Origin of the sequence: Pseudodesulfovibrio sp. zrk46 (assembly GCF_012516435.1) — a bacterium.
Lineage (GTDB): Bacteria > Desulfobacterota > Desulfovibrionia > Desulfovibrionales > Desulfovibrionaceae > Pseudodesulfovibrio.
The window spans coordinates 766,896-788,315 of record NZ_CP051216.1; the positions used below are offsets into that span (position 1 = coordinate 766,896).

Sequence of the window (21,420 nt, forward strand, 5' to 3'; positions counted from 1 at the left end):
TCATAAAACAAGGAACAACACCATGGATGGACGTACCAGAAAAGACCTCAAGCCCGGCATGCGGGTAAATATCGTACTCAAGAAAGACCAGCGCACCGGCAAACTGACCGAAGGCGTGATCAAAAATCTGCTGACCAAGTCGCCGACACATACCCATGGCATCAAAGTGCGCCTGGAAGACGGCCAGGTCGGTCGTGTGAAAGAAATCCTTTCGGCAGAATAGAGGTAACCAATGCAGATTTGGGTCGACGCCGACGCCTGTCCCAAGGCGATCAAAGAAGTGCTGTACAAGGCCGCCGCTCGCCGCGAAGTGAAGATGACACTGGTGGCCAACTCCTACCTCTCCATTCCGCAATCTCCGTTCATCGACACCATTCAGGTGGGCAATGGCTTCAATGAAGCTGACGACACCATTGCGGAGAAGGTCTCCCCCGGTGATCTGGTCATCACGGCGGACATTCCGCTGGCCGACGCTATTGTCGATAAGGGCGCAACGGGCTTGAATCCTCGGGGCGAACTCTACACCGAGGACAACATCAAGGGCATCCTGCGCATGCGCAACCTCATGGAAGAACTACGCAGCGGCGGCATGGCCGGAGGTGGCCCGGCCCCGTTCGGACCGAAGGACAAACAGGAATTTACCAATCAGTTGGATAAGTATCTGACACAACACGCCAAATCGTAGAGGGAAGAGATATTTACTGGGCAGAAAGCTGAACACCGTGCTTCTCATGAATGGCGGCCATGGTGCCATCTTCATACATCTCCATGAGCACCTTGTTCACGGCCGGAACCAGTGACGCGTGGCGCTTATGCAGATAATGATACATGGGTTTCTGCGCCAAGGGCGGTGACAGCATGTGCATACAACTGTGATCACACCCCTTGTACGCCTCCAGGCTTTCCAGCCGCTCAGCCACGACCACATCAACACGATCGGCCATGAGCATGTCGAATAATTGGGTGTATGAAGTGACCTGTGCCCGGCGCACTCCCCGGGTTTTGGATTCGATAAATTTATAGCCGAGCACCGTGCCGACCTTGCAGGTTCCAAGCCCTTTCCAACCCGACTTCGGGTCATACGCACCCTTGCGGCCATAGGCCACCACGGTATTGATGTAGATGGGCGTGGGCACGCGAATCAAATTGTGGTTGTGCTCCTCAATGACGGCGACTCGACCCGCTTCACCGTCCACCAAACCCTCATTGGCCATGACCAACGCTCTTTGGGCCGGGAAGTGATCGATAACAATATCATAACCGAGTCGACTGTAGGCTTCGCTGATTACAGACTCGAATAGCTGCCCCATCCCGCCTTTGAAAGTGGAGAACTCCAACCGTGGGCGTGACGCGGCAAAATCCGATCCTGACGATTGCGCATGAGCAAGTCCGGCAGCCATACACAGCAGCCAAAAGCCCAGAATGATATGGCATACATTTTTACGCATCTTCATCACTTGCTACACAAACCTGCGGCTCAATCCCATTAGAAATCGTGACCATAAAAAAGCGCTCCCGACATCAGCCGGGAGCGCTTGCTTTTTCGAACCGGCGAACAGTGAGTTAGCCCAGCTTGGCCTTGATGGCTTCAGCGATGGCCTGACCCTGCTCGTAGCACTGCTTCATGGTGTCATGGGTAGGAACGTGCTTGACCTTGACAGGGTCAACGATCTCCATGCTCATGTCTTCCAGCCACTGGGTGAGCACCTTGACGCACTCACCGGACCAGCCGAAGGAACCGATGGCAGCACCGATCTTGTTCTGAGGACGCAGACCCTTCATGTAGGTCAGCATGTCAGCCATCAGGGGCAGGATGCCGTTGTTGTGGGTCGGGGAACCGACGACCACGGCAGCGGCATCATAGATTTCGCTCATGACTTCGGAATGATGGTTGTTCTTCATGCACATGACCTTTACGGACACACCGGCATCGGCCAGACCGGAAGCAGTGGCCAGCGCCATCTTCTCGGTGGAGTGCCACATGGTGTCGTACACGATGACAGCCTTGTTCTTGGGCTTCTGCTCAGCGAACTCGACGTACTTTTTCATGGCCCATGCGCAGTCTTCGCCGCGGAACATGAGGCCATGGTCGGGGCAGACCATCTCGATGTCCAGATTCATTTCTTCCAGAGCCTTGAGGGTCTTGAGAACGACCGGAGAGTACGGCAGCACGATGTTGGCATAGTACTGCTTCATGAGGTCTTCGAGGGGGTAGCGATCAACTTCGTCGGCCCAACGCTCGGAGGTGGCCCAGTTCTGGCCGAAGGCGTCGTTGGTGAAGGCGATCTTTTCCTCGGGGCAGTAAGTCAGCATGGCATCAGGCCAGTGCAGCATGCGGGTTTCAACGAACTGCAGGGTGCGCTTGCCCAGAGAAATTTCGGTACCAGTAGGAACCACTTCTACCGGCCAGTCTTCGTAGTGGAAGTGAGCCTTCATGGCCTTCTGGCCCATGGGAGAGGTGTAGATTTTCTCGGGCTGGTATTTTTCAACAGCCAGAGCGAGACAACCGGCGTGGTCGGGTTCCAGGTGGTTGATGACGAAGTAGTCGATTTTCTGACCTTCATCGAGAGCGTGGGCCAGGTTGCACTGCAGGGCGCCCCAGAATTCTTCGGGCACGGTATCGATCAGGGTAACCTTCTCGTCCTTGATCAGGAAGTTGTTGTAGGTGGTACCCTTGTGGGACACGGAGTAGCCGTGGAAGTTGCGGCGGTTCCAATCGATGGCGCCGACCCAGAATACTCCGTCTTTAAGTTCATAAGGCTTCATGGTGTTTCTCCAAAAATTGATTTTTCAATCAGTCCAAGTGTCAAAAAAGAGCGCGGGCCGAGGCGCGCGCTCCCTGCCCGGGATCGGGCCAAATATTTTTTTAGTCTTCAGGGACAAAGTTGTCCTTGGGAGCGCCACAGATGGGACAGGCGTAATCGTCCGGCAGATCGTCAAAGCTGGTGCCGGGTGCGATGTCGTTATCCGGGTCGCCCTGCTCGGGGTCGTAAACGTAGCCACAAATTTCGCAAACATATTTCTGCATGGGGTCTCTCTCCTTTTGATCGGTCACTTTTGCAGCAGAGACGGCTGCTGTCAACTTATCTGGGTCTGTTTCCACAGGGAGTTCACAATCCGCTTTAGTGGAGCCTTCTCCCATCAAGGGACGGAAGCATTTCTTGGTGCCACCACAGATCGGACACCGCCATTCGTCCGGCAGATCCTGGAACAAAACGCCCTTCTTGATCTTGCCTTTCCGATCTCCCTTGTCGGGATTGTAAATATATCCACAGTTTACAGTCTGACATTGCCACATGTCTTCCGGTCGAGCCATGATATCTCCTCACGCCGGTTGCGGATAAAGGTCCAATTGCTTCGTTGCCAGCCGCAAACCAGTCCTCGACGTAGCGCTGCTACGCCTGCGGCTGCTTTGTGGCTGTCGCCTTGCACTTGAACCTTTCTCCACAACCTCACTGTAAACGTTAACAATCCTTTTCAAAACAGGGGCGGGCAAGCCCGCCCCTGCAACTTTTTTCAGTTTTTTTTGCCTTTCACTCCTCCACTCTCATCACCTTGAGGCTTTTGAGAGTGGTGTAGCTGCCAGGCGGAAAGTTTCGAGTCTCCCGCAGCTGTATCCTAGTACAGCGAGGACAGACTCAACCTTTCCAACGACGCAGATGCGCCGCTATCGCAAGCCGAGCTTACGCCTTCCACAGACCGTGGAGGTTACAGTAGGCGCGAACGGTGATGTCGCCGGAGAGACCGCATGCGCAGAACTCAGCTTCGGGGGCATCGCCGGGCTTGAGAATTTTGGTGAAGCAGGTGTCGCCAACCATGACTTCAATCCACTCGATGTAATGCTTTTCTTCCATGGGATGAGCAACATCGCCGACCTTGACGGTGATCTTGTCGCCGTCTTTGGTCATGACCGGAACGTGCTTTTCAACAGCGGCGTCCACGGTGTTTTCTTTCATCAGTACCATCTCGGAACCACAGCAGACCAGATCGCCGCCGCCTTCGTGGATAGCGATGACCATGTTGCCGCAAGCCTCACATTTGTAAACTTCACCAAGAGTAATAGCCATGTTGTATCTCCTTAGAATAGTATTGATTTACCAGTTGCAGTCGCGCTTTTCGAAATGAGCCTGGGGGTGATCACAAGCAGGACATTTCACCGGAGCGGTGGTGCCTTTGTGATTGTAGCCGCAGTTCTGACAACGCCAGGTGATCTCTTCTTCCTTCACGAAGACCTTATCAGTCTTGATGTTGTTGATGAAGGCCTTGAAGCGCTCTTCGTGGTAGGCTTCTGCTACAGCGATGTTTTCCATCACTGCGGCGATTTCGGGGAAACCTTCTTCGCGAGCGATACGGGCGAAGTCAGGGTACATATGGGTGTACTCTTCGTTCTCACCGTCAGCGGCTGCCTGAAGATTCTCCAGAGTGGAACCGATGACACCGGCCGGGAAAGTAGCGGTCACTTCAGCATCGCCACCTTCGAGGAACTTGAACAGGCGCTTGGCGTGCTCTTTTTCGTGGTTGGCGGTCTCTTCGAAAACTTTGGAAATTTGGACGTAACCTTCTTTCTTGGCCACGCTTGCGAAGTAGGTGTACTTGTTACGGGCCTGGGATTCGCCGGCAAAGGCGGTCAAAATATTTTTCTCGGTCTGGGTTCCTTTCAACGACATTCTATTCTCTCCTTACAGGTTGAGTATGAAATTTGATTCCGATTCATCGCGCCACCCATAACAGACGCTGCAACACTGTACATTATCCTTATGGCGGGGGCGAATTATTTTCACATTTTCCCTATGTGACATTAACGTAACATCTTGTATACTAAATTAGCCAGTTACGGCCAATGTGAGAACTATTACTATTTAGAGATTGACTTGATGTCAAGTGTAACCAAAGAATTTTTACCTCAAAAACAAGAAAAAACCCGGCAGCGACAATCGCTACCGGGCCTTTCATTAAAAATCTAACGAGGGGTTACTGCTGTGTCTCCTGACACTGTGGGCAAACACCCACGAACTCCACGTTGGTGCTGAGGATCTTGAAGCCTGCAGCATGCTCTGCGGGGATGGCAGGGACTTCAACTTCAAAGTCCACATCCACAACACAAGTGCAAACTGCACAACGAATGTGGGGATGCGGCTCGGGAGTACCGTCAAAGCGTTTCTGCTCACCGGGTGCGCCAAGCTTGAGGACCAACCCCTTGTTGCTCAAGAATTCCAGGTTACGGTACACGGTTCCAAGGCTAATGCGAGGAATGATCTTGCGTACCATGTCATAAACCTCATCCGCCGTTGGATGAGACTTAACCTTTCTCAATTCTTCTAGAATTACTTTCCGCTGTTTGGAAAGCCTGAATCCCATATCGGAAGCCATTGGCCACCTCCAAATGTCTTTATGACAATAATTACTATTTTAAAACAGACCTAAAGTCAAGACTTCGCATTAACGAATATGTAACGCAAAAATCTTCCTAGCGCAGAAATCAATTTGCTGCAAATCCCCTTGTTAGGCGCTTTATCCCGAATTCTGCTCATGACATGAGAATGTCTCGCGTAGACACATTACATACAAACATGTAAGCAGCCACCATGCATATATGTAACATATCCTTGTGCCAGATCGTTGTAATGATCGCAACTATATGTGGGGTGTCCGGATTTATACTGCCCAATAATGTGCGAGCAGAGTCCGCGCTAACCTTTGCGGCAGGACAACATACAATCTATGAATACAGAAAGTTTCTCAAACCGTATGATGGCGACGTGACGCTGGTAGAGGCGATCCCGAATGGGGCATTGAACCGATGCGCCATGGACCTCGTTATTCAGATAAAAGCAATGCGTCTGGGAGGCATCACTGCCCCCATCGAGTTCGAACCTGTCCCCAATGCCAGACGCGGAACCGAACTCATGGCCGAAGGCCATGTCATCGGCCTCGCTCAACAGTTGAACAAGGACACTTTGATTGTTCAAGGCTACGATAAGAAGCTTTATGTCAGAGACGCGATCACTCGATTTGGCGAATTTCAGAAAGGCATATACTGCCTCCCTCACAACCTGAATGTTCTGGCTGTCACCTCGTCCAAAGAACTGGCTGACGCTGGCACCGCAATCATTGGCTTGCATTGGAATAATGATGCCAAGGTGCTGCAGGACATGGGAGTCAGAGACATCATTCGTACACCAACATACGAATCCATCATCAAAATGATTGGGGCGGGCAGGGCTGACTGGGCGCCACTCGAAATCCCCAACACAAAAGACAAGGCCATCACCTACGATGGCGTCACTCTTGTTCCAGTACCTCAAATCAAACTGTCGCTTCTGGAGAGTAGACACTACCTTGTTTCCAAAAACCATCCTCGCGGGAGAGAGGTTTTCCACGCATTACAATCAGGACTGCAAAAACTTCAAGCCCAAGGCTTTATCCGAAAAGCACTCGTCTCATGTGGTGTCATTAATCCTGATACCAGGGATTGGACCATACTCAATGAAGCAGCCATGCTGGCAGGCGAAGTATCCCAATAGCCCCCCTTCTCCACATCATCACGCAAAAAAAAGGCGGCCCGACAAATGTCAGGCCGCCTTTGGTTTTCTTATAGTGCAGATTAGTTGCGGAACTTGGCCACCAGTTCGCTGAGGTGGGATGCCATTTCCGACACTTCCTGAATGCCCTGATTGGACTCACGGATGCCGGAGAGGACTTCCTGAGACAGCTCGTTGATGTGCGTCACAGAGGAGTTGATCTCGTCTGAGGTGGCCGACTGCTGCTCTGCAGCGGTTGCGATGCCGCGCACCATGTCGGCGATAGAGTTGGAGTGATCCACGATCTGATCGAGCACGCTGCCCGCTTCCTGGGCCATGCCCGAGGTGTTGATCACGCTCTCCTTGGCGTGGTCCATTTCCTTCACAACATCCGAGGTGGATTGCTGGATCAGGGAGATGGCGCCTTCAACTTCCTTGGTGGCATCCATGGTCTTCTCGGCCAGCTTGCGGACTTCGTCAGCAACAACCGCGAATCCACGGCCTGCCTCACCGGCGCGGGCGGCCTCAATGGCAGCGTTGAGCGCGAGGAGGTTGGTCTGGTCAGCGATGTCGTTAATCACGGCCATGACCTTTCCGATGTTTTCAGCGCGGCTGGACAGGGAGCCGAGAGCTTCTGCCAGATGCTCGGTGGTTTTGGCCACGGAGTTGATCTCTTCAACCGTTCTGCCAACAACCACGCCGCCTTCTGCCGCTACCGAGTTGGAGCGGTTGGATGCGTCCGCAGTTTCGGATGCGTTCTTGGCAACCTCAAGCACGGTGGCGTTCATCTCTTCCATGGCAGTGGCCACCTGGCTGGTCTGATCGGCAGTGGTGTCCACGCCGCGAGCCAGGTTGTTCATCTGATCGGAGAGAATGGCAGATGCCTCGTTGAGCTTCTGGGCCACTTCGGTAACTTCGTTGGCAACCACCAGCAGGTTCTGACGTTGGGCCTCGATGTTGCGCTTGTCCTCTTCCTCACGGGTGAGGTCGATGAGCACGCAGATGGCACCCACTACGTCGCCTTCGGCATCTTCCAAGGGAGAAGCCTCAAAGTGCAGTGGAATGACTACGCCGTCACTGCGGGTGTAGTGGAAGTTACCGGAGATAGCTACGCCAGCAGAGATAACATGGGCTGCGTCACAGGTATCGTCGCCCTCATCACATTCAAAAATGGAGGACACGGTCTGGCCCTTGGCCTCTTCCTCGTCAAAGCCGAGGATGGCCTGCAGCGGCGGGTTCACATAGTTGAGGCGTTCGCTGGCATCCGTGACGAAAAGGGGCACGGAAATGCCTTCGAGCACACTCTTGTTGTATTGGAGCTGATCCTTGATCTGGTCAACCATCTCGCCGAGATAGCGAGACAGGGAACCAAGCTCATCAGAGCCTTTGACCGAGAATTTGGCGTCAAGGTTACCCTTGCTCACTTCTTCGGTGGTGGCTGCGATGGTGGTGATTCGATTGACGACGGAACGGCGCATGAAGATGATCAGCGCAGTCAGCAGGGCCATCACGCCAATGACGGAGATGGCTGCGGACTTGATCTGATTTTCCTTGAGAGCTGCGAACTGTGGGCTAACGTCAACGGCCAGCACCATGGCGCCCAGAATCTCACGAGACCGGCCATGACAATGGTAGCAGGACGGTTCGTTGGGGATGGTCTTCACCTCGGCAAACTGCAGCTTGCCGTCGATTTCCATGAGTTCGCCTTCAACGATTTTTTCTTTCAGCCCTTTCTTGATCATGGCTGGCAGCCCATTTTCTGTACGGATGTCGAAAATGGACTTGCGCACAGTCTCTTCCTGGGTGGAATAGGTAATCTCTCCGTTGTAATCGGTCAGATACACAATGGAATCGCTGTACCGTTCTGCCATCTCCTGGAACTTATGTTCAGTGCCCTCATTGTCACCGGTACCCATGGGGTCCTCGATGGCCATGTAGAGCATATCCGCAACGCGGGCAGAGGCATGTTCCACTTCTGCCAAGGTGTGCTCATAGGTGGAGTAAGAATTGTAAACGAAGAGTCCCGTGAACGCGATAATGGTCAGCAGCGAGGACAGGAGAATGACTTTGACGCCAAGCGATTGTTTGATGAAATTCACGTGGACCTCCTAGTGGGCTCCGCCGAAGAGCAGCGGCTTGAAGTCAAATGCGTCCACGCGTTCGGGGTTGTGACACCCTTCACAGTCCTGAATAGTCAGCTTGCCCTTGATCAGGTCGGTATCGCCATCGTTTTCGATGTGATCATAACCAGGACCATGGCAGGTCTCACAACCAGCATCAGCCATGTTCGGGGTTTCCTCAAAACTGACGAAACCGCCGGGTTTGCCAAAACCGGTCATGTGACATTCGAAGCACTCTTCCAGCTCCTGACGGGTAAGATCACCGGCCATGATCTTCACCGAGTCACCGGAATGTGCTTTCTTGGAAAATTTCTTATAGTTTTCGTATTCCAATTCGTGGCAATCAGCACACGCCTCGGAACCTACGTACTGCCCGGAATTCGTCCGCCCCGTGGACGTCATTCCGATGGCAACAAAAAAGGCCACCATGAAAAACATCAGGCAGCCTTTTGACCAACTTGTTTGAAACAGCATGAACCAACCCCCGTAATTCGATGAAACCATATGCCTTTGTCATAGTTTTCTACCTATGACGTGTAATGAGCTATAAATGGTTTTTACAGACAGGTAAAGGGGTTGGTCGCTTTTAAACGGGTGTTTCCTCCCCTCTACCAATCCAGTGTGGACTTGAAAGCCGTTGCCAGCTCTTCCACACCCTCATCCAGCACTGTCTTATCGGCCATGCGGATAATAAGTTTAGAGGAATCAGTAACTTCACCGACACAAGCGCAAACCTGGCCAGCAAAGGCGGCTTCAAAGGCCCCAGCCTTGTCCGCAGGCACGGAAACCACCAGTCGACTGGCGGATTCAGCGTACATCAGACCGGTCTCGTTCAACTCGCCATTGGCCGGGAGTTTGGACAGGTCCACGTCCGCGCCAAGACGACCGCCAAGGCACATTTCTGCCACGGCAACAGCGAAGCCGCCGTCGGAGCAGTCATGGGCCCCATTGGGCAGACCGTTCTGAGTGGCCTCGAACATGGTCTCGTAGCGTTTCTTGGCAGACAGCAGGTCCACCTGAGGCACGCGGGAGTTGGAGAAGCCGAGCTCCTGACTGATTTCGCTGCCGCCAAACTCCGGCTTGGTCAGACCGAGCACGTAGATCTTGTCGCCAGCCTTCTTGAAGTCAGAGGTGAGGCACTTGTTGACGTCGGGGATCACACCGATGACCGAAAAAAGCACGGTCGGCGGAATGGAGATCTTCTGACCGCCGCCCTTGTAGTCGTTCTTCATGGAGTCCTTACCGGACACGCAGGGAACGCCGAAGCCGAGGCAGTAGTGAGCCAGCGCCTGATTGGCACGAACCAGCTGGGCCAGCTTGTAGTGACCATCCGGGGTGGACTCGGACTGGACGGGATCGCACCAGCAGAAGTTGTCGCAACCAGCCATGTAGTTCACGTCGGCACCGACAGCCACCGCGTTACGGATACCTTCGTCAATGGCGTTGGCCATCATCCAGTAGGTGTCCAGATCGGAATACTGCGGGCAGATACCGTGGGAGATGACCAGCCCCTGATCGGTGCCGAGCTCGGGACGGACAACGCCCGCATCGGACGGACCGTCGGCCTTGACGCCAACCATGGGTTTGACCGCGCTGCGGCCCTGCACCTCGTGGTCGTACTGACGCACCACGTATTCCTTGGAGCAAATATTGAGGCGACCCAGCATGGACTTGAGCAGTCCGGCCTGATCCTCGGGAGTCGGCACGGCGTCATCCTTGATGACCGGGCGTTCCCAGATGGCGTCGAGTTCCATCTGCGGCACACCGTTGTGCAGGAATTCCATGTCGAGGCAGGTGACGATCTTGTCGTTGTACTTGACCAGATACTTGCCGGAGTCAGTGTAGTGGCCGAGGGCGGTGGATTCCACATCCATCTCCGCGGACAGGGCCATGAATTTTTCGAGATTCTCGGGCGGCACGGCGCAAGTCATGCGCTCCTGTGCTTCGGAGATGAGGATTTCCCACGGACGCAGGCCGTCGTACTTGAGGGGCGCCTTGGCGAGATCCATCTCGAAACCGCCGGAGTCTTCGGCCATCTCACCAACGGAGGAGGACAGGCCGCCTGCACCGTTATCAGTGATGGCGTTGTACAGGCCCATGTTACGGGCGCGCATCAGGAAGTCGTACATCTTGCGCTGGGTGATGGGGTCACCGATCTGGACTGCGGTGGCCGGGGAACCTTCGTGCAGTTCTTCGGAAGAGAAGGTTGCGCCGTGGATTCCGTCCGCGCCGATGCGGCCGCCGGACATGACGATGACATCGCCGGGCATGGCGCATTTGTCCTGAGAAGGCTTGCCTGCCACAGTCACCGGCATGGTGCCGATGGTGCCGCAGTAAACCAGCGGCTTACCGAGGTAGCGCTCATCAAAAACGATGGAGCCATTCACGGTGGGGATACCGGACTTGTTGCCGCCGTGCTCAACGCCCTCACGAACGCCTTCGAAGACGCGGCGGGGATGGAGCAAGCGAGGCGGCAGTTCGCCCTCGTGGAACGGAGAGGCGAAGCAGAACACGTCGGTGTTGCAGAGCAGGTTCGCGCCGATACCGGTGCCCATGGGGTCACGGTTAACGCCGACGATACCGGTCAGTGCTCCGCCGTAGGGGTCCAGAGCAGAGGGAGAGTTGTGTGTCTCCATCTTCACGCAGACGTTGATGGTATCGGAGAAGGAGATGACACCGGCGTTGTCCTTGAACACGGACAGGCAGTAGTCGCCGCCTTCGCGATTGGCAGCGTTGCGCTCGCGAATCTGCTTGGTGGAACCCTGAATGAAGGTCTTGTAGAGGCTGGAAATCTCGGAGGTCTTTCCGGTTTCCTTGTTCTTGTACTTGATCTTGGCAGAGAAAATCTTGTGCTTGCAGTGCTCGGACCAGGTCTGGGCCAGAACTTCGATTTCCGCGTCGGTGGGATTCTCGGTGAGGCCCATTTCCTTGCGCTCGGCCAACACTGCAGGGTCAGCGTAGTAGTCGCGGATGATGTGCATCTCGTTCAGAGACAGGGCCAGGGTGTTGGCGCGGGAGAAGTCCATCATCTCTTCGTCGGACATGGTGGACAGCGGGATGATGGCCACTTCGTCGGAAGCCTGACCGGTAACACGGGCAGCCTTGGCTTCGAAGCCGGGATCGGACGCCCAGACATCTGCGGACTTGTATTCGTAACGCTGGATCAGCTCGTTGGCGAGCAGGTCCTTGGCGACGTGCTGGATGCCAGCCTCGTCCATATCGGCATTGATGAGGTATTGCTTGGAGGTGTAGACCTTGACGTTTTCCATCTCAGCCTTGGACAGACCGAGAACCACGCCGAGGGTTTCCTTGGCGGTACGGCCTTCGTTATCGGTTACGCCGGGGCGGAAACCAACTTCGAGAATCCAGTCAAAGTCACGGGCCAGCGGCTGAAGCGCCACATCGTGCAGAACCGGGTCATGCAGGGCGGCACGCTCAAGAGCGAGGTCCACCTGCTCCTGATCCAGACCATCCAGGGTGAAGACATTGACGATACGCACGTCGCGCACATCCATGTCCAATTCATGCTTGATCTTACGGGCGACTCTTTCGCCCAGTACGTCACGAACGCCTTCTTTCAATCCGACGATCACGCGGCACAGCATATTTCTCTCTCCTCATCAACTGCCCGGCTCTCACTCCCGGCAGCATGTTTATATTGCTAAAGCAGAAGGCCGGTCCCCGAGGGACCGGCCTGAAATTACTTGGTTCTGGTCAGTACGAAGTCCGCAGCCTGCTTGAGTACCGTCACCTCGTCACCGGGGGTAAAGGCATCCAGACACGCCTTGGCCTTCTCAACATAGGCCGCAGCTTCATCGCGGGTCTTCTCGGAATAACGTCCTTCCTTGACCTGGCTGAGAATGGCCTCGCACTGGTCGCCGGTTAGCGAACAGTCCTTCAAACCTTCCAGCAGCACTTCGGCTCCGGCCTCGTCGCCGTCTTCCATGAGCAGGATCAACGGCAGGGTCACCTTGCCCTCCTTGAGATCGCCGCCCTCGGGCTTACCGGTCTCGGAAGTCGGGGAAGCGTAATCCAGCGCATCGTCCACCAGCTGGAAGGCGATGCCGAGGTTCAGGCCATATTCACCGGCAGCGTCCTCCTGCTCGGGAGTGGCTCCGGCCAGGGCTGCGCCGCAGCGGCAGGCACACTCGATGAGCTTGGCGGTCTTGCCGATGATGATCTCCATGTACCGTTTGCGGTCCAGGGAAGGATTCTTGGAAAATTCGATCTCTTCGATCTCACCGACAGCGGTCTCCATGATGCCACGGGCCAGCAGCCAGGAGAGGCGGGCATTGCCGTAGCGGGCGCCCATCTCGTTGGCCAGCGCCAGCAGCGCGTCGCCAGCGAGGATGGTCTCAGTGCGGCCGAACACCAGATGAGACGCGGCCTTGCCTCGACGAAGCTCGGCGTCGTCCAGGTAGTCGTCATGCAGCAGGGTTGCCGAATGCAGCAGCTCCAGGGAACAGGCGATGGCGTGGTAGTCATCTTCCTTGTAGCCCATGGCGCGAGCAAAGAGCAGGGTCAGCATCGGGCGAATGCGTTTTCCGCCGGACCCGATGATGTGCTTGGCGACGTCACGCACCAGCCCGTTGAGCTGGTCCGCTTCCGCGTCGAGGAAATTATTGATGGCGGGAAGTTCCCGCTGAAAGTATCGAAGCAGTTCGTTCATATCCGATCACTATTACAGTTTGCCGCGCGGTAGTAAAGGCTTCTACCTGTCGGTGAAAAGTTGTTTCGTAGCCTCGCCAAGGCCTGCCAGCGCACCCTTGAGGTCCCAGTCCTCCTCGTAGCGCGAGCCCACCAAATTAGACACGGTGCGCACCTCCAAAAACGGCAGCCCTTTCTGCATGGCTGCAAAGGCGATAGCGAACCCTTCCATGTTCTCGATATCCGCATTGTACGCGGTCTTGAGCCAACCGGCCCGCTGCGCGTCGCCAGTCACGGCGCTCACGGAAATACTCGATGCCCGCCACCACTTCTCGCCCAGCGGCAATCCCATGGTTTCAGCATCATTTGTCGGGTTGAGTTTGACGCGATTCCAGACCATCTCACCGTTGACCTTGCCCTGAGCAAAACCGATGGCTTTGGGGTCCACGCGTCCTTCCTCATCCAGCAGCCCGTATTCAGGCCACGTCTCCTGCCACGCATAGGTGGTCGTTCCTAGCGGAAATTCTTCCACGTCATAGGCACCAGCGATGCCCATATTGAGCACGCCTTTGAGCCCCGGCGTATCCAGCAGCTTGCCAGCGGCCAGAGCTGTATTGACCAGGCCCACGCCTGTGACGCTCAGCAGCAGTTGATGGCCATTCAGCTCGAATTCCTTGACCTCGCGCTGCTCCACTACGGGAGCACCGGCGTGGCCGAAGGCGGCCTTCATTTCCTTGGTCGTGGCAGTGGTAATGAGGAACATGTCTTCCCTTTCGTCAAGACGACCTAGAGTCGCCAGTAATCGATATTTTCAGCCTCGAGTTGAGCGCGATCAAAGAAGCACTTCACGTCGATGATCAGGGTAGCATCCGGATTGGCGAACCAGGACTTGATCTCTGCCAGACCAAGCTCACGGTACTGCTCATGGGATACAGCCAGGATCAGGGCGTCCAGCTCCTTGAACTCGTCAAGGGAGCACAGCTCCACACCCAGTTCTTCGCGAGCTTCTTCGGGATCGGCCATGGCGTCATGCACCAGAGTGTCCACCCCGTAGTCTTCCAGCTCTTCGAGGATGTCGGTCACCTTGGTATTGCGCAGGTCGGGCACGTTTTCCTTGAAGGTCACGCCCAGTACGCCCACACGAGCGCCCTTGATCTTGCGATCGTTACGGATCATGCGCTTGACCGTGGACTCGGCAATGAACTTGCCCATGCCGTCGTTGATCTCGCGGCCAGCCAGAATGACGTGCGGATGAAAGCCCTCGGCCTCGGCCTTGAAGGTCAGGTAGTACGGGTCCACGCCGATGCAGTGGCCACCCACCAGACCCGGACGGAACGGCAGGAAGTTCCACTTGGTGCCAGCCGCCTCCAGCACATCGAGGGTGTCGATGCCCATACGATCAAAGATCATGGCCAGCTCGTTCATCAGGGCGATGTTCAGGTCGCGCTGCGTGTTTTCGATGACCTTGGCGGCCTCGGCGGTGCGGATATCCGCAGCCACGTGAATGCCAGCCTCGACCACAGAGCCGTAGACTTTCTGCAGCAGTTCGCCGGAAGCCTCGTCCTGTCCGGCCACTACCTTCACGATGGTCTCCAGACGGTGAACGGTATCGCCCGGGTTGATACGCTCGGGCGAGTAGCCCACCCAGAAGTCCTCACCGCATTTCAGGCCGGATTTCTCTTCCAGGATGGGTACGCAAATATCTTCTGTCAGGCCGGGGAACACGGTGGACTCGTAGACCACCACGCTGCCCTTCTGCAGATGCGCGCCAACAGAGGCGCTGGCCCCGGTTACGGGACGCAGGTCAGGAGAACGGTATTCATCGATGGGGGTGGGCACGGCCACCAGAATGACACGGGTTTTGGCAAGGTCTTCCAGATTCGCGGAGAACGTCAAATCAACATCGTCGCCAACGGTGGAGAAGTCCACTTCACCGGTGCGATCAAACCGATCATTGAGTTCATCAACGCGTTTCTGAGAGACGTCCACGCCCACCACGCGGAAGTGGCGGCCGAGGGCAACTGCCAACGGCAGGCCAACATAACCAAGGCCAACAACGGCAACGGCGTCTTCCTTGCTCTGCAACTGCTCAAACGTAACCAAGCTCATTCACTACTCCTATTCACCCGATCGGGTGGACACGACCCTGTATCCCGGCTATCAAAGCCCTATGAACATAGATTGGTCGCTTCTTATATGTGCTGTGGGACTCGCTCTCGTTTTCGAGGGAATACCCTATTTTCTCTTTGCCGAGCGCATGCCGCTCGTGCTTGTCAAACTCGCGGAACAACCGCCCCGCTTTCTGCGCTACATCGGGCTCGTCGCCATGATCCTCGGCCTGTTGATCATCTCGCTGGGCCGATCATTGATCATGTAGCGTTTTTGCCGCCAGCGGCCCCTCGTCGAGGAGGCGTCTATCTCTGCTATCTACATCCGTAAAGCTCGCAGACTCGCTAACGGCTGAAGCTCGACACCCTCCTTAACTTTTTGTAGCTCGCTTCGCTCGAAGCTTAGCTAACTCAAGAAGGTGTGCTTCTCAATTATATTACCCTTTGCGCCGATAGGCGCAGACGGGATTCCAAAGGCCCTCGGCCTTTGGCCGGGTGCAGGGCGGGAAGCCCTGCTCGTTTATTCTTCATCCGCCCGCATGGGCGGCTCTTTACTTCTTGGCTTTCGCCTTGGTCGCTTTTTTAGGAGCGGCCTTCTTCTTTGCAGCCGCCTTTTTCGGAGCGGCTTTCTTTTTGGCTACGGTTTTCTTAGCAACCGTTTTCTTGGCAGCGGCCTTCTTTTTAGGGGCAGCTTTCTTTTTGGATGCAGCCTTCTTTGCCTTGGGCTCTTCTTGAGCGACCTTTTCGACAGCAACTGTCTCGGCGGCTTCTGCCTTCTTCGGGGCTGCCTCCTTGACCTGTGCAGCAGGCTTGGCTGCCGTCAGCGGTTTCTCGGCCACGTGCAGATAGACGATGCCGGACATCATGGGGACGTGGTAGATGCGCTCGAAACCGGCATCCCACAGCTCAGTGGCCAGTGCTTTTTCGTCCGGGAAGGTCTTGATGGTCTCGGCAAGATAGCGGTACGCGCCCGGGTCACCGGAGATGCGATCACCGATGAACGGCAGCAGCTTGTCGAGATAGAAATTGTAGAATCCCTTCCACACCCGCTTGGAGCCGGTGCCGAACTCGAGAATGCAGAGGCGTGCGCCCGGCTTGAGTACGCGGAAGAACTCCTTGTAGGCGTCCTCGCGCGGCAGGATATTGCGGATGCCGAAGGCAATGGTGGCGGCGCCCATGCTCTCATCGGGCAGAGGCAGTGCTCGGCCATCGGCCTGCACCGGGAAAATCTTTTTACTGCGGCTGAGGTTGAGCTTTTTCTCCTTGCCGTTCTCCAGCATGGGAAGGGCGAAGTCGAGGGCTGCAACCTTGCAGTCGGGATACTGGCGCAGCAGCTCCACGGAGACGTCCATGGTTCCGGCGGCGAGATCCAGCACGGTTTCGCCCGCTTTGGGACGAGCGGCCTTTGCAAGGCGATAGCGCCAGTAGATATCCTGTCCTGCGCTCAGGGCGTGGTTGAGGAAATCATACCAACTGGCGATACGGCCGAACATGGCGGCCACGCGCTCGCCGTGCTCATCATGAGTCGTGGCACCGGTGGCAGACTTGATTTCGGGTTTGCTCATGGCGCCGCCCTATTTGCCTTCTCGCTGAGCCAACTCTTCCTCACGGGAACCGTCGCCCATGGTCTGGCCGGAGATGGTGCGGACAACGTCTTTGTAGATGACGTCGAAATGCTGACCGAAATTGCTGGGGGAAATGCGGCCGACTTCAATAAATTTGATGACCACTTCCTTGGCGACCTGAAGAGCCGCTTTCTGATACTTCTCGCTCATATAACCTCCCATTTATAAACGGAAAAAACCGCCCGGTGGGAAATGGCCTTGACCAACATAGTCAGGGTGCCGGGCGGGAAAAAAGAAAGAAACCGGAAAGCCCCCCTCTTTTTTTGTGGATTCCGTAGCACGGGGGGTGTGGGAAGTCGAGTTATTTAGGGAGACGAAAAAACCGCAAACCATTGAGAGAGAACGCCCGAATCCCTAGCTTGCAGGACCACGACCATCCTTCATCCGACAATTCGTATCAGCAGTGGTGACGAGGCAATTGCGCCCATTCATTTTGGCGGCGTACAGAGCGATATCAGCGTTATCCAAGACGCGGGTAGGGGAAGTCACGCCCCCTTCATGTACGGTCACACCCACACTGGTACTCATAAGCACCTGCGTCGACTCGAAGTAATATGGGGTAGTCAGGACATTACGACGAATCCGCTCTCCTACTTCACGGGCAGAATCCCAGCTCATCCCGGGCAACAGCACGGCGAACTCGTCCCCCCCCATGCGAGCCAGACAGTCGTCGGCCCGCAAGACTCGCCGACATATGGATGTGAAATTTCGCAGGACCTGATCTCCGAGACTGTGGCCATATTTGTCATTCAGCCCCTTGAAGCAATCAATATCCAGCAGCAACAAGGCAAAGGGAACGCCTTCGTCAACGGACAGTTCAATATGTCGTTGCAGCGTCCGCTCGAACATACGGCGGTTCATGACCCCGGTTAACGGGTCTGTGGTCGCCTCCTGCTTGAGCCGCTCTTCTTCTCGCTTGCGGGCACGGATATCCACAGCAATACCAGCAAACTGTTTGGGCGTACCATCCTCACTCCAGCGAACGTTGCCCATCAGCTCCACCCATCGCAGATCACCACAGTCGGTGAACAGACGCACGTCGCACCGAAACACATCTCGCTTCTGGCTCAGATAGCTGCGGACAGTCTCGAGCAGATGAGCGCGATCTTCGGGATGCACCAACTTCAGCGCACTGCGCAATGACAAACGGAAATTATCGGTGGGCATGGGAACGGAATGGATCAGATCCGACGCACACCAGACCTGTCCAGTTCTGAAATCATAGGCCCATGGACTGCTGTCCGTAATCTGCTTGACGATGTCGAACTGCTTACGCTTTGCATTCAACCGATCGCGCAGGACGGCATTGGAGAGAAGGTAGCCTGCGGTCTTGAGCAGGGCGACCTCGACATCCGACCAGTCATACGCCCGCTCGCAATCGTCGAACCCGAGGGTGCCCCACCACTCGCCTTCGACCATGACCGGAATAGTCAACATGGACTTGATGCGCTGCACCTCAAGCGTATCGCGCAGCCACCCCGACTCGAGCTCGTGAACAATGGTCTTCTGCCACTCACCACGCTTGCGGCTATCGATAAGCGCCCGATACTCGGGTCGGTCGATCTTGTTGGTGGACATGCTGAACATGGGCATGCCGATCTGCTTGTACTTGGGAGCCGCAGCCCACTCAAAAGTATAATTCTGGGTGATATGGGTGTCAGTCAGACTGACAGTCTGAAAAATCCACACACGGCTCACATTGGTCACGCGCCCCAGCGCTTCCAAAAGGTCGTTCACGCCATCGGGCCACCCTTTGCCGGATAACAATTCAGCGCTCCGGGCAATGGCCGTGAGCAACGCAGCATTGGTACCGCTCTCATACGATACCCCCAAATCACTGAAATTCCCCGTCTGTATTGCCATGGTGCCAAAACCTACAACACACTATGTTCGTTATCAACCAATCAGTTAATGCACAATGATGCACATGTTTTCGGCACCTTACGACAACTTATAGATATTTGTGCACAACCTTGCATTAACTGTCAGCCCCTGCTAAACCTGTAATTATGAATTCTCTAGACTTTTTCCCGAAAAAGCAGCGTTCGTCCCTTGGACAATTTTCCCGCATTCTCTTTCTCGCGTTCATCTTCTGCGCCATCGTACCTTCTCCTGTAGCATCGGAAGTCATAGGGACTGTCGACACCGTGTTCCACATGTTCTCGCGCGACGACGACATTGTGGTTGAGGCCTTTGACGATCCCGACATTCCTGGCGTGACCTGCTATCTGAGCCGGGCACGCAAAGGCGGCGTCAAGGGCATGATCGGCGTGGCCGAAGACCCGTCGGACGCCTCCATCGAGTGTATCCGCACCGGGCCCATCAGCGTTCCGGATGAGATTCGCAAGGGCAAGCGCGACGGCAAGCGTGTCTTCAAGAAAGGCACCTCCCTCGTGTTCAAGTCCATGCAGGTGGTCCGCTTCTATGACAAGAAGCGCGACGTACTCATTTACATGGTCTACAGCGACCGCGTGGTGGAAGGCTCCCCCAAAAACAGCGTCACCGTCGTCAAGGTTGAATAATGGCACTAACTGACGGACAGGAGAGAAGATGAGCAAAGAAGAACTTTCGCGCCTCGTGAGCGATGTCATGTCCAATCCGGCCATGATCGCTGAAGCCATGAGCATCACGGATCAGGCAGCCATGGAGGCGTACATCACTTCCAAAGGCTACGACCTGACCAAAGACGAGATGCTCGAAGTCTGGGCCATGGCCGCCAAGGTCATGGCAGGACACGCCCAGCCCATGGAGGCAACAGAAGCTCTCATTGATGAGGCCAAGGGCAAATAAACAAAAAATGAATTTCTCGGGAGTGGCCCGGGATAGTGGAATAAAGCAGGTATCCCCCCTCCCGGGTGCCTGCTTTCTTCATGAGGTTCGCCTGTCACGCCGGGAAAGGCTCCACCAGAGAGAGTGTGACGGGCTCCAAGCGCACCCATTGCGCACCGTGAGCAATTTGTGGACGAATCCACCCCTGATTTCGCCCTTTCCCGGGCATGACACAGGGTACTCAGCAACAAGCGTTCCTGAGTCTCAAACTACGTCGGGGAACTAGGCGTCGATGAATTCGCAGGCCATGGAGCCGTCTTCTTCAACGGTCACGATGGCGAGGGAGCGGGACTCTCCGAGAGAGCCGGGATTGATAAGCTGAACACCCTCGATGACAGACCAGTCGCGGGCGTGAGTGTGGCCGTAGCAGACCAGATCATATTCAGGGCCAAAGGCCTGTGCCACCTTGACGGGCACCTGCGAACGGGGCCCCCACCCGTGCGTTGCACCAAGGGTCAGGGGACCGACCTGTGCGGTGAGCATGGGCTCCAGCATGTCCACAAGCTGAGGGTCCCAGTCGCAATTGCCACGCACGCACAAAAAGTTGTCGTGCTGCATGAAATAGGACCAAGTGTCAGGCGTGGTGATGTCGCCACAATGCACGAGGTAGTCGGCAGGGCCGAGCCACTTATTGTAGACGTGCTCAAGCCACGAGGGAGGCGTTCCCATGTGGGTGTCTGAGATGACGGCGATCTTCATGATGCAGGTGGCCCTGACGGGCGTAGACTATTCCTGAACCTTCTTGGCGCGGAAGCGGATGTACGCATCACGAACCGCAGCATACTTGTCGATAGCACCTTCGGTGAGGGCTTCGTACTCGTTGGCCTTAAGCTGCAGAGAGAGCTCGTTCACGTTCTTGAAGGAACGGATGGCTGCGAACTCGATGAAGGTGAAGTCGGTGTAAGTCAGGGGATCGAGGAAGTAGTCACCAACCCAACCAACGGATTCGCGGATGGAGCTGGGACCGATGACCGGCCAGACAATGTACATGCCGTGACCGAAACCGGCCTTGCCGAGGGTCTGGCCGAAACCGTCGGCCGTGGGACGCTCGGGCATCCAGTTGCGCTTCCTGTCTGCAGTCACGTCAGCAAGACCGAGCAGACCGAAGCTGGTATTGGCGAGAAATTTGGAAGTCTCCATGTAGGCTGCGTCGAACTTACCCTGGAGGAGGTCGTTGACGAAGCGAACCGGGTACATCAGGTTGACGAAGAAGTTGCGCACCCACTGACGAGGTTTGGCCGGAACAGTCCAGGCCCAGCCTTTTGCCAGCGGTTTGAACACGCCGTGGTACATGGCGTCGTTGAAAGAAAACATGACGAGGTTGAATCCGTAGAGCGGATCAGCCACGAGTTTATCGGTGTCAGCGTATTCGTCGTCATCAAACAGGGCTTCGTCGCTAGCAGAACCTTCGGCATCACCAGCAGCTCCGGCTCCCTTCATGTCAGAGAACTGGGCTACCTGCGTGGCACCTTCTTGGGCAGTGTCACCAGACGCGAAAGCAGACCCCGCTCCCAGCAAGAGGAACGCGGTCAGCATGATGGTCATCAATGTCCGAAAGTTCATTTCGTCA

General features: G+C 55.7%; 23 protein-coding genes and 1 pseudogene. 6 read left to right on the forward strand and 18 right to left on the reverse strand.

Annotated elements, in window-relative coordinates; genetic code table 11:
* Nucleotides 1-22 precede the first annotated feature (22 nt).
* Both HFN16_RS03560 and HFN16_RS03565 read left to right on the forward strand, forming a co-directional pair.
* On the forward strand, nucleotides 23-223 hold the full coding sequence (locus HFN16_RS03560; protein ID WP_168889390.1) for a YwbE family protein: 201 nt from the start codon (nucleotides 23-25) through the stop codon (nucleotides 221-223).
* 9 nt (nucleotides 224-232) lie between these two features.
* Nucleotides 233-685 carry a YaiI/YqxD family protein gene (locus HFN16_RS03565; protein ID WP_168889391.1) on the forward strand — a complete coding sequence of 151 codons (453 nt, stop codon included), beginning with the start codon at nucleotides 233-235 and terminating at the stop codon, nucleotides 683-685.
* Nucleotides 686-698: 13 nt separating this feature from the next.
* Here the strand turns inward: HFN16_RS03565 and HFN16_RS03570 are convergent, their stop codons facing one another.
* The 7 genes and pseudogenes from HFN16_RS03570 to HFN16_RS03595 form a co-directional block, all read right to left on the reverse strand.
* Complete coding sequence (locus HFN16_RS03570; RefSeq protein WP_168889392.1) at nucleotides 699-1,448, reverse strand: transporter substrate-binding domain-containing protein; 750 nt, start codon at nucleotides 1,446-1,448, stop codon at nucleotides 699-701.
* Nucleotides 1,449-1,563: 115 nt separating this feature from the next.
* Nucleotides 1,564-2,766 (reverse strand): flavodoxin domain-containing protein, encoded by a 1,203-nt coding sequence (locus tag HFN16_RS03575; protein WP_168889393.1) that lies wholly within the window; start codon nucleotides 2,764-2,766, stop codon nucleotides 1,564-1,566.
* 100 nt (nucleotides 2,767-2,866) lie between these two features.
* Nucleotides 2,867-3,028, reverse strand: a complete 162-nt coding sequence (gene rd, locus HFN16_RS18875) for a rubredoxin (protein ID WP_247648491.1) — start codon at nucleotides 3,026-3,028, stop codon at nucleotides 2,867-2,869.
* 72 nt (nucleotides 3,029-3,100) lie between these two features.
* A pseudogene (locus HFN16_RS18995) lies at nucleotides 3,101-3,316 on the reverse strand (rubredoxin); the annotation flags it as partial.
* 367 nt (nucleotides 3,317-3,683) lie between these two features.
* Nucleotides 3,684-4,067 (reverse strand): desulfoferrodoxin, encoded by a 384-nt coding sequence (locus tag HFN16_RS03585; RefSeq protein WP_168889395.1) that lies wholly within the window; start codon nucleotides 4,065-4,067, stop codon nucleotides 3,684-3,686.
* 27 nt (nucleotides 4,068-4,094) lie between these two features.
* A complete protein-coding gene (rbr, locus tag HFN16_RS03590; protein ID WP_168889396.1) occupies nucleotides 4,095-4,667 on the reverse strand; it encodes a rubrerythrin in 573 nt (190 codons plus the stop codon).
* Nucleotides 4,668-4,971: 304 nt separating this feature from the next.
* Nucleotides 4,972-5,370 carry a transcriptional repressor gene (locus HFN16_RS03595; RefSeq protein ID WP_168889397.1) on the reverse strand — a complete coding sequence of 133 codons (399 nt, stop codon included), beginning with the start codon at nucleotides 5,368-5,370 and terminating at the stop codon, nucleotides 4,972-4,974.
* A 254-nt stretch (nucleotides 5,371-5,624) separates the two neighbouring features.
* Here HFN16_RS03595 and HFN16_RS03600 point away from each other — a divergent pair, with 254 nt between their 5' ends.
* The gene (locus HFN16_RS03600) at nucleotides 5,625-6,524 is read left to right on the forward strand and encodes a hypothetical protein (protein ID WP_168889398.1); all 900 of its coding nucleotides are present in this window, start codon (nucleotides 5,625-5,627) and stop codon (nucleotides 6,522-6,524) included.
* Nucleotides 6,525-6,604: 80 nt separating this feature from the next.
* Here the strand turns inward: HFN16_RS03600 and HFN16_RS03605 are convergent, their stop codons facing one another.
* The 6 genes from HFN16_RS03605 to HFN16_RS03630 form a co-directional block, all read right to left on the reverse strand.
* A complete protein-coding gene (locus HFN16_RS03605; protein ID WP_168889399.1) occupies nucleotides 6,605-8,620 on the reverse strand; it encodes a methyl-accepting chemotaxis protein in 2,016 nt (671 codons plus the stop codon).
* A 9-nt stretch (nucleotides 8,621-8,629) separates the two neighbouring features.
* Nucleotides 8,630-9,070, reverse strand: coding sequence for a cytochrome c family protein (locus HFN16_RS03610; protein WP_247648492.1), 441 nt, complete (start codon nucleotides 9,068-9,070; stop codon nucleotides 8,630-8,632).
* A 179-nt stretch (nucleotides 9,071-9,249) separates the two neighbouring features.
* Nucleotides 9,250-12,246 carry a phosphoribosylformylglycinamidine synthase subunit PurS gene (locus HFN16_RS03615; protein WP_168889401.1) on the reverse strand — a complete coding sequence of 999 codons (2,997 nt, stop codon included), beginning with the start codon at nucleotides 12,244-12,246 and terminating at the stop codon, nucleotides 9,250-9,252.
* Nucleotides 12,247-12,341: 95 nt separating this feature from the next.
* Entirely contained in the window at nucleotides 12,342-13,310 is a 969-nt protein-coding gene (locus HFN16_RS03620) for a polyprenyl synthetase family protein (RefSeq protein ID WP_168889402.1), read from the reverse strand.
* Nucleotides 13,311-13,352: 42 nt separating this feature from the next.
* Nucleotides 13,353-14,051: a futalosine hydrolase gene (mqnB, locus tag HFN16_RS03625; RefSeq protein WP_168889403.1), complete on the reverse strand. Its 699-nt coding sequence runs from the start codon at nucleotides 14,049-14,051 to the stop codon at nucleotides 13,353-13,355.
* Between the two features lie 23 nt (nucleotides 14,052-14,074).
* The gene (locus HFN16_RS03630) at nucleotides 14,075-15,397 is read right to left on the reverse strand and encodes a nucleotide sugar dehydrogenase (protein WP_168889404.1); all 1,323 of its coding nucleotides are present in this window, start codon (nucleotides 15,395-15,397) and stop codon (nucleotides 14,075-14,077) included.
* A 61-nt stretch (nucleotides 15,398-15,458) separates the two neighbouring features.
* On the opposite strand from HFN16_RS03630, the gene HFN16_RS03635 reads away from it, so the two are divergent.
* Nucleotides 15,459-15,665, forward strand: coding sequence for a DUF2065 domain-containing protein (locus HFN16_RS03635; protein ID WP_168889405.1), 207 nt, complete (start codon nucleotides 15,459-15,461; stop codon nucleotides 15,663-15,665).
* Nucleotides 15,666-15,947: 282 nt separating this feature from the next.
* On the opposite strand, the gene HFN16_RS03640 is transcribed toward HFN16_RS03635, so the two are convergent.
* From HFN16_RS03640 to HFN16_RS03650, 3 genes are all read right to left on the reverse strand, one after another.
* Nucleotides 15,948-16,961 (reverse strand): ubiquinone/menaquinone biosynthesis methyltransferase, encoded by a 1,014-nt coding sequence (locus tag HFN16_RS03640; RefSeq protein ID WP_168889406.1) that lies wholly within the window; start codon nucleotides 16,959-16,961, stop codon nucleotides 15,948-15,950.
* A gap of 9 nt (nucleotides 16,962-16,970) precedes the next feature.
* Complete coding sequence (locus HFN16_RS03645) at nucleotides 16,971-17,171, reverse strand: hypothetical protein (protein ID WP_168889407.1); 201 nt, start codon at nucleotides 17,169-17,171, stop codon at nucleotides 16,971-16,973.
* A 204-nt stretch (nucleotides 17,172-17,375) separates the two neighbouring features.
* The gene (locus HFN16_RS03650) at nucleotides 17,376-18,884 is read right to left on the reverse strand and encodes a diguanylate cyclase (protein WP_168889408.1); all 1,509 of its coding nucleotides are present in this window, start codon (nucleotides 18,882-18,884) and stop codon (nucleotides 17,376-17,378) included.
* A gap of 146 nt (nucleotides 18,885-19,030) precedes the next feature.
* On the opposite strand from HFN16_RS03650, the gene HFN16_RS03655 reads away from it, so the two are divergent.
* Nucleotides 19,031-19,543, forward strand: a complete 513-nt coding sequence (locus HFN16_RS03655; protein ID WP_168889409.1) for a CreA family protein — start codon at nucleotides 19,031-19,033, stop codon at nucleotides 19,541-19,543.
* Nucleotides 19,544-19,571: 28 nt separating this feature from the next.
* On the forward strand, nucleotides 19,572-19,811 hold the full coding sequence (locus tag HFN16_RS03660; protein ID WP_168889410.1) for a Nif11 family protein: 240 nt from the start codon (nucleotides 19,572-19,574) through the stop codon (nucleotides 19,809-19,811).
* Between the two features lie 261 nt (nucleotides 19,812-20,072).
* On the opposite strand, the gene HFN16_RS03665 is transcribed toward HFN16_RS03660, so the two are convergent.
* Both HFN16_RS03665 and HFN16_RS03670 read right to left on the reverse strand, forming a co-directional pair.
* Nucleotides 20,073-20,549: a metallophosphoesterase family protein gene (locus tag HFN16_RS03665; RefSeq protein ID WP_168889411.1), complete on the reverse strand. Its 477-nt coding sequence runs from the start codon at nucleotides 20,547-20,549 to the stop codon at nucleotides 20,073-20,075.
* A 27-nt stretch (nucleotides 20,550-20,576) separates the two neighbouring features.
* The gene (locus HFN16_RS03670) at nucleotides 20,577-21,413 is read right to left on the reverse strand and encodes a VacJ family lipoprotein (RefSeq protein WP_168889412.1); all 837 of its coding nucleotides are present in this window, start codon (nucleotides 21,411-21,413) and stop codon (nucleotides 20,577-20,579) included.
* Nucleotides 21,414-21,420: the final 7 nt, after the last annotated feature.